Annotated in this window: 14 protein-coding genes; 2 read left to right on the forward strand and 12 right to left on the reverse strand. The window is 46.4% G+C overall.

The genetic code is table 11. From position 1 onward, the window contains the following. Positions 1-8 precede the first annotated feature (8 nt). Positions 9-1274 (reverse strand): MATE family efflux transporter, encoded by a 1266-nt coding sequence (locus EP13_RS18375; protein WP_081869595.1) that lies wholly within the window; start codon positions 1272-1274, stop codon positions 9-11. A 174-nt stretch (positions 1275-1448) separates the two neighbouring features. Between EP13_RS18375 and EP13_RS18380 the strand changes: the two genes are divergently transcribed. Further along, the gene (locus EP13_RS18380) at positions 1449-2576 is read left to right on the forward strand and encodes a polysaccharide deacetylase family protein (protein WP_044058545.1); all 1128 of its coding nucleotides are present in this window, start codon (positions 1449-1451) and stop codon (positions 2574-2576) included. A gap of 22 nt (positions 2577-2598) precedes the next feature. On the opposite strand, the gene EP13_RS18385 is transcribed toward EP13_RS18380, so the two are convergent. Genes EP13_RS18385 through EP13_RS18410 form a run of 6 tightly spaced genes read right to left on the reverse strand, consistent with a single transcriptional unit; the run spans position 2599 to position 7058 of the window. Continuing rightward, positions 2599-3186 (reverse strand): GNAT family N-acetyltransferase, encoded by a 588-nt coding sequence (locus EP13_RS18385; RefSeq protein ID WP_044058546.1) that lies wholly within the window; start codon positions 3184-3186, stop codon positions 2599-2601. Position 3187: 1 nt separating this feature from the next. Then, the gene (locus EP13_RS18390; protein WP_044058547.1) at positions 3188-3835 is read right to left on the reverse strand and encodes an SCO family protein; all 648 of its coding nucleotides are present in this window, start codon (positions 3833-3835) and stop codon (positions 3188-3190) included. Further along, entirely contained in the window at positions 3832-4746 is a 915-nt protein-coding gene (gene cyoE, locus EP13_RS18395) for a heme o synthase (protein WP_044058548.1), read from the reverse strand. Before cyoE ends, EP13_RS18390 begins: the two co-directional genes overlap by 4 nt. Next, the gene (locus EP13_RS18400; RefSeq protein ID WP_081869541.1) at positions 4739-5803 is read right to left on the reverse strand and encodes a COX15/CtaA family protein; all 1065 of its coding nucleotides are present in this window, start codon (positions 5801-5803) and stop codon (positions 4739-4741) included. Before EP13_RS18400 ends, cyoE begins: the two co-directional genes overlap by 8 nt. 9 nt (positions 5804-5812) lie before the next feature. Further along, positions 5813-6358 (reverse strand): hypothetical protein, encoded by a 546-nt coding sequence (locus tag EP13_RS18405; protein WP_044058549.1) that lies wholly within the window; start codon positions 6356-6358, stop codon positions 5813-5815. Then, positions 6351-7058, reverse strand: a complete 708-nt coding sequence (locus EP13_RS18410) for an SURF1 family protein (RefSeq protein ID WP_052364488.1) — start codon at positions 7056-7058, stop codon at positions 6351-6353. The genes EP13_RS18405 and EP13_RS18410 overlap by 8 nt, the downstream gene beginning before the upstream one ends. 32 nt (positions 7059-7090) lie before the next feature. Between EP13_RS18410 and EP13_RS18415 the strand changes: the two genes are divergently transcribed. Continuing rightward, on the forward strand, positions 7091-7300 hold the full coding sequence (locus tag EP13_RS18415) for a DUF2909 domain-containing protein (RefSeq protein WP_044058550.1): 210 nt from the start codon (positions 7091-7093) through the stop codon (positions 7298-7300). A gap of 20 nt (positions 7301-7320) precedes the next feature. On the opposite strand, the gene EP13_RS18420 is transcribed toward EP13_RS18415, so the two are convergent. The 5 genes from EP13_RS18420 to lexA all read right to left on the reverse strand — a co-directional run bounded on the left by EP13_RS18420 (position 7321) and on the right by lexA (position 12834). Further along, positions 7321-8202 (reverse strand): cytochrome c oxidase subunit 3, encoded by an 882-nt coding sequence (locus tag EP13_RS18420; protein ID WP_044058551.1) that lies wholly within the window; start codon positions 8200-8202, stop codon positions 7321-7323. Between the two features lie 21 nt (positions 8203-8223). Further along, positions 8224-8811: a cytochrome c oxidase assembly protein gene (locus EP13_RS18425; RefSeq protein WP_044058552.1), complete on the reverse strand. Its 588-nt coding sequence runs from the start codon at positions 8809-8811 to the stop codon at positions 8224-8226. Positions 8812-8829: 18 nt separating this feature from the next. Further along, positions 8830-10443 carry a cytochrome c oxidase subunit I gene (gene ctaD / locus EP13_RS18430; protein ID WP_044058553.1) on the reverse strand — a complete coding sequence of 538 codons (1614 nt, stop codon included), beginning with the start codon at positions 10441-10443 and terminating at the stop codon, positions 8830-8832. Between the two features lie 9 nt (positions 10444-10452). Then, positions 10453-11529, reverse strand: a complete 1077-nt coding sequence (gene coxB / locus EP13_RS18435) for a cytochrome c oxidase subunit II (RefSeq protein ID WP_156026871.1) — start codon at positions 11527-11529, stop codon at positions 10453-10455. Between the two features lie 678 nt (positions 11530-12207). Next, a complete protein-coding gene (gene lexA, locus EP13_RS18440) occupies positions 12208-12834 on the reverse strand; it encodes a transcriptional repressor LexA (protein WP_044058554.1) in 627 nt (208 codons plus the stop codon). Positions 12835-12972 lie beyond the last annotated feature (138 nt).

Consider the following 12972-nt stretch of genomic DNA (forward strand, 5'->3'; position numbering starts at 1 on the left):
GTTTTTCGTTATTCAGTCAGGCGTTGGCGTTTGTCTAAGCGAGCAAACACCCACGCTAAGCTGATACCTCGGGCAAACAAAAAGCCCAACAAGGCATACCATAAACTGATATTGCCAAGTGCTTGAGTTACGTACCAAAGAGGGAAGAAAACCCCTAACGCGCTAAATATCATGGTATTTCGCATCGCTGCCGCCTTGGTCAATCCGACAAAAACGCCATCGTAAAGAAAGCACCAGTGAGCAAGCAGGGGTAAAACGATCATCAGCGGTAAATAGGCGACTGCCTGAGAGACCAAGTGCGTATGCGTAGTAAGGGCACCAATAATAGATTCACCCGCCACGTAAAAAGTCATCGCGTAGAGAATCGCAAATAGGCTTGACCACACTAGCCCTTGATAGGTTCTGCGTTTTATTTCACGGGCATTATGTGCACCTTTTGCCTCGCCAACTAGCGCTTCTACAGCATAAGCAATACCGTCTAGCCCCAACGCAATAAGCACGAAAAATTGCATCAATATGGCGTTAGTGGCGGCTGCCGTCTCGCCAAATCTTGCGCCTTGAATAGTAAGAAACGCCAAACAGCCTTGCAGTGCTAAATTTCTTAGCAGCATGTCGCCATTTAGTTTCATGAGTATTTTTCGGGCGGCTTTGTTGAACCAAGAGGGCTGAGGAGCAATGCCCAGGGTGAGTTTCATTGCCACAATTAAGGCGAGAATCGCCATGGTGTACTCTGCCATTACGCTCGCTAGAGCAACACCGGACACCGACAAATCAAACCCGTACACAAACAGCATGTCTAACCCAGCATTGAGAAGGTTCCCCACCACTTGGATGGCCAGCACGGTACGTGTTTTTTGTTGCCCTACTAACCATCCAATAAGGGCTAAGTTCAACATGGCGGCAGGTGCGCCCCACACCCGTACATTGAAGTAAGCGGTTAAGTGGCCCTGTACATCATCGGCCGGATTAGAGAGCGCAATGCCCGCGTGCAAAACAGGCATCTGCAGCGCCCACAGCATTAAGCCTAAAAGCACCGCAACCAGTGCGGTTTGCCATAACACTTTGGCCGAGGCTAGCTTTGCATTTTGCTGACCTTTAGCCTGCGCGCTAAGACCTGTAGAAGACATGCGAAGAAAGCCACACACCCAGTAGATTTGCGTAATAATCAGCGCCCCTACAGACGCGCCCGCTAGCATAGCGGTAGATTGCATATGACCAAGCACAGCAGTATCCACTAAGCCTAACAAAGGTGTGGTAACATTCGCGATGATCATAGGCACGGCCAATGCAATAAGGCGGGTATTGTCTTGCCAAAAGCGCTTTTGTTGGCGCGGTGTTTGCTGTTGAATTTGCTGAGCATGTTGCTCAGTCTTTTGGTTTTGGTGCATTAACCTTGTGCCCAATAGCCCTTATCCGGTAAGGGTGAGAAAATTAAACAGGAATAAAAAATGAAGTGTATCACGCTCTTTTCTCTCTGCGCTTGTCTTCGTTCAACCTACGCCATACTGATATTACTGCTTGCTAGTACTACTGCAGTGTCAGCCGCAGATACGCCCGACAACAGTGTGTTAAAACACAATGCCGTGATATTGCTTTATCATCATGTTTCAGAAGAAACGCCCGCGAGTACCAGTATTAGTCCCGACACGTTCGAGTCACATATGGCGTACCTCAGCAAGCACCATACTGTGATCGCATTAACCCAAGCCGTTGATGCCATTACTGGCGGTGCCAGTTTGCCTGAGAACAGCGTGGTGATTACATTTGACGACGGCTATGCGAATATTTTACATAATGCCCATCCAATTTTAGCCAAATACGGATTTCCGTACACCGTATTTATAAATCCAAACGAGATAGGGGCTCATCGTCAGCAGCTAACTTGGCAACAGGTCGACGCTATGCACAACGAAGGCGTCACCTTTGCGAATCACACGCTAGATCATATTCATATGTTGGATAACAGCCAAACAAATACACACTGGCTAGCAGATGTTTGGCAAAATGTTGAACAGGCAGAAGCCACTTTAAAAGACAAAGTAGGCGTCTCACTTCAGTATTTAGCATACCCTTTTGGTGAATTTAACGAACCGCTAGCAGCTCAAGTCAAACGCGCAAATTATATAGGCTTTGGCCAGCATTCAGGCGCAGTAGGCCCGTTAAGTGACACCAGCGCTTTACCTCGCTTCCCTGCTGCCGGCCCTTATTCCAATCTTGCCACGTTAAAAACCAAGTTAAAAAGTATTGCCATGCCGGTGGTTAATAGCACCGTGGTGAATCCAGCGTTAACGTCTCACACTCCGCCCGCATCAGTGACATTAACCATTGGCAATGCAGATACGGGGTTAGATATTGCTTCAGATGTCAGCATTACACAAACACAGTGCTTCTTTGGCGGAGAAAAAATCTCGACAAAAACCAGCCCAAATAAAATTACCTTTTACCTAGAAACTCAATTACCCACCGGGCGCTCGCGAGTGAACTGTACTGCCCCTTCAAAGGCTCACAGAGGCAGATATTACTGGTATTCCCAGCCCTTTTTTGTGGCTAACGAACTGGGACGTTACCCGGATTAAGGCGACACAGTCGACAGTAAAGCTACACGTTTAGAGAAAAGCGAACAAAGCCACTATTTACCGCCAATTCGCTAAAATTAAGCCGTTGATAGAAGCGAATGGCGGGAATGTTCGACAACTGAACATCCAACACGATTGTCTGTTTTTTCAGTGTGCGCGCGTGAGTAATCATGTGCGCGATCATAAAGCGGCCGACACCTGATTTTCTATGCGCTGTATCCACCGCAATATGCCCAAGCATGAGTTCATGTGGTGTGGGCGGAACTAGCCCAACAGACACCGCTTGATTGCGCATGAGTACAAGCATAGATTCATCAAGGGAGTAAAAGGTGGTAATGCTGTCTAAGGTGGCGCGGTCAAATGCGCTCCCTAGCTTGGTATGCCAGGCCGTTACCACACCGACAACGTTATTATCCTTCACAGCTACCCAATGGTTTTGACAACCATACTGGCCTTGCGCTTTACACCATGCATGATGCAGAAAAGCGCGCGTCTTTTCCTCGTCTTCGTCGCCGAAGATAGAGACTAATAATTCGTATGCGGCCGACAGAATTAGAGGTACAGCCGATGCCGCGTCTGTTGGCACGCCCTTTCTTATAGTTAATGTCATACTACTTTTTCGAGGTAATTACAGGCATATCAGCAAGTATTTGCTGTGCATCACTAATTGATAACGTGCCAATTTCTCGTTTAGGTTTAAAACGACCCAGCACTTCTCCGGTTGGGTTAACAAGTACAACCGACGCACTGTGATCCACCAGATAATTAGGATTATCTGTACTCTCAGCTATAGCGTACATCATGCCAAGGCTTCTCGCGAAAGGAAATAAATCTTTGTGTTCACCTGTAAGCCCAATAAAGTCTTTATTGAAGTAACGAACATAATCGTTAAGACGTGCAGGCGTGTCTCGCTTAGGATCCACAGAGACAAACACAACTTTGATAGGGTGAGTCGTATCTAACGCTTGTAGCTGAGGATAAATGCCATTTAATTCGGCCATTGTGGTGGGGCAAATATCTGGGCAAAAAGTATAACCTAAAAACAACAAGGTCCATTGCCCTTTCAAATTCTCTTCTGTAAAGGGAGCTTCATGGGTGTCGAGCAGCGAAAAAGGGGCAACCGTACGAGGCGTGGGATAAAGCTGAAAATACTGAACTTGCTTCACATCGTGAGATGGCGGGGCAATATATATTGCCCCTATAATGCCTGCAACCAGTGCAAAAAATGCAACAATTCCTACGAAAATGCGTTGATTCATAAACTTAATGGTACATAGTGATCCAAGAGTAATATCACAAACAATACCATGAGATGAATAATAGAAAACCTAAAAGTTTGCATCGCCGTTTGGTTAGTCGGTGCAAATTTGAGTTTTAACGCGTAATACAAGAAACCGCCATTAAGCATAGTTGAGCCAATTAAATAAATGAGGTCACTCATGCCGATTAAATATGGCAGTAAGCACACAAGGCTCAGCAGCACTGTGTATAAAAGGACAGAGGTTTTGGTAAATGCGACGCCATGGGTGACGGGCAACATGGGAATCTTCGCTTTCGCGTAATCCTTCTCCCTATGGATGGCTAATGCCCAAAAATGTGGTGGTGTCCAAGTAAACACAATAAGCACCAACAACAGAGCATGCGAATGCACTTCGCCGGTCACCGCCGTCCAACCTAACAAAGGTGGGGCGGCACCCGCCAACCCACCAATAACGATATTTTGTGGAGTAGCACGCTTCAGAAACATGGTGTATACAAAGGCGTATCCCACTAAGCTTGCGAGTGTTAGCCAGGCAGTTAACATATTGACCCATAACGCTAAAATGGCGAACCCAACCACTGCCAAACATACCGCAAACACTAACGCGTTAGGAATACTCACTTTTCCTTTCGCCACTGGACGGTTAAAAGTTCTTGCCATCATGCTATCAATGCGATGGTCCACCACATGGTTAATGACTGCCGCCGATGCCGACAGCATCCCAATCCCTAATAAACCCGCTAAGAGCACAGTGGTCTCTACCCATTGAGGCGTGGCCAAGCACATCCCCACCAATGCCGTTAACAAGAGGAGCATAACCACATTGGGTTTCGTTAATTCGTAATAGTCGCGCCAAGTGGCGGCTTCGTAGCGTGCTGAACGTGATGATATAGATAAAGATTTAGCCATAATGACCTCGTAGCCTACCGGCGTTTAACGAATAAGAAGAAGACGGACGTGAACTGAATAAACGATGACTAGCCTGTAAAGTGTGAACTTTCCACGTTAATCCCACTAAACAGAGCAACAAAATAGCGGCCACAGCATTGTGTGCCACTGCCACAAAAAGGGGTAAACTCAATACGACATTACTTACCCCTAACGCCACTTGAGCACAAAGCGCAGTTAGCATTACGCCTACGCCTTTTTTTAACTGCCCTGAAGCACTGTGGCGCAAACAAAGTATGGCGAAGAACAATAAATAGGCACAGGTGATGAGTGCGCCTGCGCGATGAACAATATGCATGGTCATCCTTTGCCCATAGTCGTGCGCACCGTATTCATAATTATCAGCTTCCGGAATCGTATAGGCACCTGAAAAATCCAGACGCTGCTGCCAACCGTCTTCACATATGGGCATATCGGTACATGCTAACGCAGCGTAGTTCGCAGACGTCCACCCGCCCAATGCAATTTGAGCAACGAGAATCATCACAGCCAGCGCACTGGCGAAGCCTAACTGGCGCAATCCCTTGGGCTGAGTCACTCGGCGATGTTCGCCGGAAGTGGGAAGGCGCAAGTAGAGTAAATAGAGGCAAGCAATGACACTAAACCCCCCTAATAAATGGCCCATGACCACCACGGGTAAGAGATTCAGGGTGACTGTCCACATACCTAACACCGCCTGAAAGGTAACCAAAGCTAGCAGGAGCAAGGGTAACTTAACCGGTGTGCCTTCCTTTCGCTTAATCACCGCCAGTGTGGCAATGGCTAAAATGCACAACCCCAATGCCCCCGCAAAATAACGATGAATCATTTCATTCCACGCTTTATGCGTTTCCACTGGGCGATGGGGAAACGCCTGATTGGCGGCATCAATTTTCGCCTCCGAGGTCGGTACGGTCAAATGACCGTAACACCCCGGCCAATCAGGACACCCCAATCCAGCATCAGTCAAACGGGTATAGGCACCCAATACAATCACTACCGCGGCCAAAAACAAACTAAATAGCACTAATTTTTTCATTGTCTTCACCTAGCCAATACGTGAAAGCTTTAGCAACTTTTTCATGTCGGCCAGTATGTTGCGACTCTCCATAACCGCCACGTCTTTATCGTCATCCATTTGGTATAGCAACACCGCATTGTTTAAGGTATCGACTATATATACCTTGCTATCGAGTAGTGGCGTGTCTGGTTTTTCAGAGAGTGGCTTAACCACAACATTGGGGTAATCCTTTGCCCAATCGAATGACGTGGTATCGCTGTTGGCCGTGACAAATACCACGGGTTCTGCGCGACTAGACTCCCGCCCTAATGCTAGCCACACTTGATTGATACTAAAAAGCGCGTTCTTACACGCTTGATCGCAGTCAGTGGGCAACACATACACGAGTCGCCACTTAGGTTTACTGTCCTGCACCATGCTAGAAACATTAATGGTAGGTTGTAATAACTGCCCTTTGTTAGTGGCTGCTTGCTCAAACCAGCCGTGGTCTAAAGCCAGCTTTGCCAGAACCACAGGAAGCACAAACACAGTCACCATTAGGATGAGGGTTTTCTTTGACGCTTTATTACTCATGGCTTGATTCCTTTTTAACAATAGCAAGGCCACCCACCACTACCGCTGCAACTGCAAGGGCAAACCATTGAATGGCATAACCAAGGTGTTTTTCTGGAGGCATGACAACAGGTGTGTAACGACGCAAAAAGACGCTATCTTCACCGGTTAACTCGATAACATAGGGTTGCAGTTTTCTGTCTAGCATCTGCTGAATCCGCGGTACAGACACTTGCTGCACCAGCGCGGGAAAGGTTTGATTAACAGAAGCTGGGTCGCGTACAAAGGGATTAAGACTCGGCTCACTAATTTTCCCTCTTAAATGAGACTCACCTGCGGCCACCTCCACGATAGGTAGAGTACGGGTTAAATTCGGTGCTGCCACCCAGCCAAAATTCACCAGTATCCAGCCCACATTAGTCAGTACCGGGGCAATCACATCAAACCCAACTTGACTATCAACCACTTGATTATCCACTAAAATAAGATGCTGGTTATCGACGTTACCGGTGAAATTAACATCCACATCTCGGGGGTCGTTCAGCTGCAAGGCGGTTAATAAACCAACGGTTTCTTTTTGTTGCTTTTCCGTTATGCTATCCAAACGTTGTTGCTTTTGAGCCATGCGCTGTAACTGCCAAAAACCCAGAGAACTCAACGCAATGACGACAATAAGAATAAACGTTGCAGCAAGCCAAATCCCGGGAGTACGTTGTGTCATCAGCAACCCCTCCCGCTTACTGAGAGGTCATAATGCTGATTAAAATTGTGTTATTTGCTTTAGTTCTATACATGGTGGTAAACCTCTTTTTAGCGATGCGGGTCATGATTAAAAATGACCACAAAAAAGGGCCAATGAGCAAATACATTGGTCGCAGAGTGCTCACGTCAGCCATTATTGTGATTGTTATCTTGCTGGCCATAAGCACCGGATTAATTACGCCAAACCCTCGTCCTTATTAAGGACGTATAGCGGTACAGCGCTACAGCACATACACAAACAAGAAGAGCATGACCCACACCACATCGACAAAATGCCAATACCAACTGCCTGCTTGAAAGGCGAAATGGTTTTCAGGGGTAAAGTGCCCTTTAAGCACACGGAAAAACAGCACAATAAGTATTAGAGTACCCAAGGTAACGTGCATGCCATGAAAGCCTGTAAGCATAAAGAAGGTATTGCCATAAATGCCCGACTGAAGGGTAAGCCCAAGATCACGATATGCGTGGATATATTCTTCAACTTGCAGGAACAAGAAACCCGTCCCCAATAAAATGGTAATACCCAACATGACGGTAAGCTGCTTGCGTTTGTTTTGTTCTAAACCCACATGTGCAAAATGTAAGGTTATGGAGGACACCAGCAAAATGACCGTATTAATGGTAGGCAAGCCAGCGGCACTCATGCGCTCTGTGGTTATGCCACCAGGGGTAGTCGTTAAGGGCCACATAGCTTCAAAAGTAGGCCACAATACTTCATTGGTCATTGCATTGTTTGATGCGCCTCCCAGCCAGGGCACAGCAATAAAACGTGCATAGTAGAGCGCGCCGAAAAATGCAGCAAAAAACATGACTTCCGAGAAAATAAACCAACTCATACCTTGGCGATAGGAACGGCCCAGCTGATCGCTGTACAGGCCAGACATAGACTCATCAATTTGGTTTTTAAACCACCCCACCAACATCACCAATAATACGGCGATGCCAGCAAGTAAAATATGCCCACCGTAACCCGACTCGCCTTTGGTTGATTCAATCACATAGTTTCCCGCCCCTACCGCAATGAGGAAAAGGGCAACTGCACCTACTATAGGCCAGGGGCTTTGCGCAGGTACGTAATATTTTTGATACTCTTGTTGCATCATGCTCTCCTTATCTCAGCTTAGTTACTTTCCAGTTTCAGGCTGAGGGACAATAAAGGGGTTCTGTTTTGGTTTGAGGTCGCCCGCTCTGGCGGTGACGTCATAAAGGGTGTATTGCAACGTAAAATAGGTAATGTCTTCTGGGAGTTGAGGATCCACATAAAACTGCATGGGCATATACGCCTCTGCCCCGGCTTCTAAAGGTTGTTGATTAAAGCAAAAACATTCCGTTTTGTTTAAATACAAGGCCGCGGTGCCAGGCGACACAGAGGGAATAGCTTGCGCGACTATATTTGTTGAAGCGGGGTTTCTTACATAGAAATTAACGGTACTCAATTCCCCCGGATGAACGTTTACCCGAGCGGTTTCAGCTCTGAATTCCCACGGCATACCCGTATTAGTCCGAGTGATAAACTCCACCGTGACGTGACGGTTTTCATCTATTTCTATGGACTGATAAGAGGCTGCTGAGTTCTCCGTTTTACCATTAATGCCAGCAATATCACAAAATACATCGTAGAGGGGGACTAAGGCGAAACCAAACCCAAACATACCAACCACAATAATCAGTAATTTAACGACCATTTTGTTGTTTGCGTTTGCCTGAGTCATGATTTCGCCCCTCTCGTCTTATTTCACTGTGGGAGGTGTTTCAAACGTGTGATAAGGCGCTGGAGATGGGATTTCCCATTCTAGTCCTTCGGCGCCTTCCCATACTTGGTTTGACACAGGCTCACCTTGTTTCTTACAAGCCTTAATTAGCAGGGCCAAGAAAATAAGCTGTGACAAACCAAAGGCGAAGCCCCCTAAGCTAATCCACTTATTAAAGTCTGCAAATTGCAATGCATAGTCGGGTATACGGCGGGGCATACCTGCCAAACCTACAAAATGCATAGGGAAAAAGAGCACATTGACGGAAATTAAAGAGCACCAAAAATGCCATTTCGCCAATCCTGTGTCGTACATTTTGCCAGTCCATTTCGGCAGCCAGTAATACACCGCCGCCATGATGGAAAACACAGCTCCCGTCACAAGAACATAGTGGAAATGCGCTACCACGAAATAGGTGTCGTGATACTGGAAATCCACAGGCGTAATAGCCAGCATTAGCCCAGACAAACCACCGATAGTGAACAACACGATAAACGCAATGGCGAACATCATCGGTATTTCGAAGGTAAGTGACCCACGCCACATAGTGGCCACCCAGTTGAATACTTTAACGCCGGTGGGCACCGATATAAGCATAGTGGCGAACATGAAAAACATTTCCATGTAGACTGGCATACCCGTGGTAAACATATGGTGAGCCCAAACCACAAACGACAGTAGCGCAATGGAGGCTGTCGCGTAGACCATAGAGGCATAACCAAAGAGTTTCTTGCGAGAAAACGTCGGTACTATCTGCGAAATAATGCCAAATGCAGGCAAAATCATAATGTAAACTTCTGGGTGACCAAAGAACCAGAAAATGTGCTGGAACATAACGGGGTCGCCACCGCCGGCTGCATCGAAGAAACTTGTACCGAAAAACTTATCCGTTAGTACCATGGTAACAGCGCCTGCCAGGACTGGCATCACAGCAATCAACAGAAAGGCGGTGATAAGCCAAGTCCATACAAACAAAGGCATTTTCATCCAAGTCATGCCCGGCGCGCGCATATTGAATATAGTAACAATCACGTTAATCGCACCCATAATGGAGGAGATACCCATGATGTGTACCGAAAACACAAACAAGCCCGTTGAATCGTTGCTGTAAGTGGTAGAAAGTGGTGCGTAAAACGTCCATCCAAACGCAGGACCACCGCCTTCCATAAATAGTGAACTTAACAGAATTAAGAAGGCACCCGGAAGTATCCAAAAACTCCAGTTATTCATGCGTGGTAACGCCATATCTGGAGCACCAATCATCATAGGTATTAGCCAGTTTGCCAAACCGGTAAATGCCGGCATGACAGCCCCAAATACCATGATGAGGCCATGAACTGTTGTCATTTGATTAAAGAAGTTCGGTTCTACAATTTGTAGTCCAGGCTGAAATAACTCAGCGCGGATCACCATGGCCATGGCCCCGCCGACTAAAAACATAATAAAAGCGAACCACAGGTATAAGGTACCTATGTCTTTATGGTTGGTGGTAAATAACCACCTCGTTATTCCTTTAGGGATGTGATCATGGTGATCATCGTGTGTGTCAGTCGCCGCAGAACCCGGCGCGATAATATCGGTAGCTTTACTCATCATGCGCTCCTAGTTTCCGTTGGCCACGTCGTTAACATCTTTAGCTTGCACCATATCCCCAGTATTGTTCCCCCATGCATTCCTCTCATAGGTCACCACCGCAGCAATATCTTTTAAGCTCAACATTTTTCCGAACGCCTGCATGGCAGTACCGGCTTTTCCATGCAGCACGATATTGATATGTCCTTCTTGATCTTCCAGAGCCATCTTACTGCCCTTGAGGGCGGGGAATACGCCAGGTAAGCCTTCACCATTAGGCATATGACAAGCGGCACATGTGGCGTTATATACCCGCTCTCCCTCTCGCATAAGCTCATCCATAGACATGTTCATAGACAACAAGCGTTGCTCTTCTTCTTTTGCTCGAATTGCCATGGCCTCTTGTTCGGCCATCCAGGCATCGAACTCTTCGGGGGGCTTAGCAATAACCACTACCGGCATGTAGCCATGGTCTTTTCCACACAGTTCCGCACACTGACCACGGTATATGCCTGGTTCATTCACTTTTGCCCAAGATTCGTTAATAAACCCTGGGTTAGCATCTTTTTTAACGGCAAAATCAGGCACCCACCAAGAGTGAATGACATCGTCGGAGGTAATTAAGAAACGGACTTTTTTCCCTGTAGGGATAACAAGAGGGCGGTCCACCTCAAGTAAGTAGTTTTTACCTTTATCAAACTTGTTTTCTATTTGTTCCCGCTGGGTCGCCAGCAGAGAATAAAACTCCACATCTCTGTCTTGGTATTTGTAGTGCCACTTCCATTGAGAGCCTGTAACGACGACTGTCAAATCGGCCTCGCTGGTATCTTCCATAGCAATCAGGGTTTTGGCGGCGGGAACCGCCATGAAGATAAGAATGAGAAAAGGCACTATGGTCCAAGCAATTTCCACTTTGACATTCTCATGAAAGTTGGCTGGCTTGGCACCGCGAGATTTACGGTGTAGGTACATAGAGGCAAACATAACACCAAACACTACCACCGCAATTGCCACACAGATGAAAAACATCAACATGTGTAAGTCGTAAACCTGGCCGCTAATGTCTGTGGCGCCGTAACGCAAATTAAGAGAGGAGTTTTCACTCATCTCGCTGTCGGCAAATATAGCAGTAGAAAACAGTATACTGGGTATACTTGCCCCCAGCGCGACCAGTCGGGTTATGTGTCGTTTCACTCAGCACCTCCGTAATGGCAGAATTTTTGACGCAACATGTGCGTGCGTTACCCCTGCCTCGTGGTTTTTTGTAAACGAACTCTACCTTTCACTACTTTCCAATCACACAATGATTGTAAAATTAAGTTAGAGCCATTGTTATTATTTTGTTAATCACAGTATAAGAATTGCGCAATAAAACCGCTACGTCTAGTCTTTTCTCAGAAAAAACCATTAAATTGCTCATTTGTTAATCAGCATGATAGGTAAAAACCCGCTGTGCGGGCGAGGTGGAAAGGCGTTTAAGGCAACGTTAAAAGGCTGTTTGAAACGGCTATTTAGAACAAGTTGTTTTTCAAGAAAGGCAAACTTAAACTCAGCAATCAGACACTAACAGCATTTATGTGGATGTTTTCAAACATAAACCGAAGACATTCAGGCGGAAGGTATAGAAAATGAAAATAGGCACATTTCCCATGCTTTTCTTTTTCTGTGTGTACGCGTACTCAAAGTACAAAGCGGTGTTTGATTAGGGTGTTATCCACCAATCGCAATGAGATAGGTAACAAAAAAGCGACCTAAAGGTCGCTTTTTCATCAAACAGGATGAATCTTACATCCAGTCAGCATTTCTAATTACGCCAACGGCAATACCTTCAATAGAGAAAGGTTCAGAGGCAAGATCGACTTTTATGGGTGAAAACTCTTCGTTTTCAGCATGCAAAAGCACTTCACGACCGCGTTTTTCAAGACGCTTTACCGTAACATCTTCATCCACTCTGGCGACCACAACCTGGCCATTGTGCACGTCGGTGGTTTTGTGCACGGCAAGTAAATCACCGTCCAAAATACCGATATCCTTCATACTCATGCCATTAACACGCAGTAAAAAGTCGGCCTGAGGCTGAAATAACGCAGGGTCTACTTTGTAATGAGACTCAATGTGCTCTTGCGCAAGAATAGGCTCACCCGCAGCAACACGACCAATAAGGGGAAGCCCTGCTTCTTCTATCGATTCTTCTTCAAGAGGAATATTTAATTTTATTCCTCGAGACGTACCAGGAAGAATTTCGATGACCCCTTTACGAGCAAGGGCTTTCAAATGTTCTTCAGCTGCATTCGCTGAACGAAACCCCAACTGACGTGCAATTTCTGCACGGGTTGGCGGCATGCCAGTTTCTTGCATGGTAGTTTTTATAAGCTCAAGAACTTCCGTTTGTCTAGCTGTGAGTGGGCGCATAAAAGACCTGTCTGTCTATACAGTTCCTGTAAGTATATACACCTACATATAAATGGCAAGCAGCAAAACAAATTAGTGGCATGATCAAAAAAGGCAACCTCGTCACTGAGGTTGCCTTGTTGAAGGGGCTAACCGATG

Source organism: Alteromonas australica (assembly GCF_000730385.1).
In the GTDB taxonomy this organism is placed as follows: domain Bacteria; phylum Pseudomonadota; class Gammaproteobacteria; order Enterobacterales; family Alteromonadaceae; genus Alteromonas; species Alteromonas australica.

Excerpts from the sequence above, each read along its gene's own strand:
- EP13_RS18375 (WP_081869595.1), bottom strand. The coding sequence starts at position 1,274 with ATGATCATCGCGAATGTTACCACACCTTTGTTAGGCTTAGTGGATACT.
- EP13_RS18380 (WP_044058545.1), top strand. The coding sequence starts at position 1,449 with ATGAAGTGTATCACGCTCTTTTCTCTCTGCGCTTGTCTTCGTTCAACC.
- EP13_RS18385 (WP_044058546.1), bottom strand. The coding sequence starts at position 3,186 with ATGACATTAACTATAAGAAAGGGCGTGCCAACAGACGCGGCATCGGCT.
- EP13_RS18390 (WP_044058547.1), bottom strand. The coding sequence starts at position 3,835 with ATGAATCAACGCATTTTCGTAGGAATTGTTGCATTTTTTGCACTGGTT.
- cyoE (WP_044058548.1), bottom strand. The coding sequence starts at position 4,746 with ATGGCTAAATCTTTATCTATATCATCACGTTCAGCACGCTACGAAGCC.
- EP13_RS18400 (WP_081869541.1), bottom strand. The coding sequence starts at position 5,803 with ATGAAAAAATTAGTGCTATTTAGTTTGTTTTTGGCCGCGGTAGTGATT.
- EP13_RS18405 (WP_044058549.1), bottom strand. The coding sequence starts at position 6,358 with ATGAGTAATAAAGCGTCAAAGAAAACCCTCATCCTAATGGTGACTGTG.
- EP13_RS18410 (WP_052364488.1), bottom strand. The coding sequence starts at position 7,058 with ATGACACAACGTACTCCCGGGATTTGGCTTGCTGCAACGTTTATTCTT.
- EP13_RS18415 (WP_044058550.1), top strand. The coding sequence starts at position 7,091 with ATGCTGATTAAAATTGTGTTATTTGCTTTAGTTCTATACATGGTGGTA.
- EP13_RS18420 (WP_044058551.1), bottom strand. The coding sequence starts at position 8,202 with ATGATGCAACAAGAGTATCAAAAATATTACGTACCTGCGCAAAGCCCC.
- EP13_RS18425 (WP_044058552.1), bottom strand. The coding sequence starts at position 8,811 with ATGACTCAGGCAAACGCAAACAACAAAATGGTCGTTAAATTACTGATT.
- ctaD (WP_044058553.1), bottom strand. The coding sequence starts at position 10,443 with ATGAGTAAAGCTACCGATATTATCGCGCCGGGTTCTGCGGCGACTGAC.
- coxB (WP_156026871.1), bottom strand. The coding sequence starts at position 11,529 with ATGAGTGAAAACTCCTCTCTTAATTTGCGTTACGGCGCCACAGACATT.
- lexA (WP_044058554.1), bottom strand. The coding sequence starts at position 12,834 with ATGCGCCCACTCACAGCTAGACAAACGGAAGTTCTTGAGCTTATAAAA.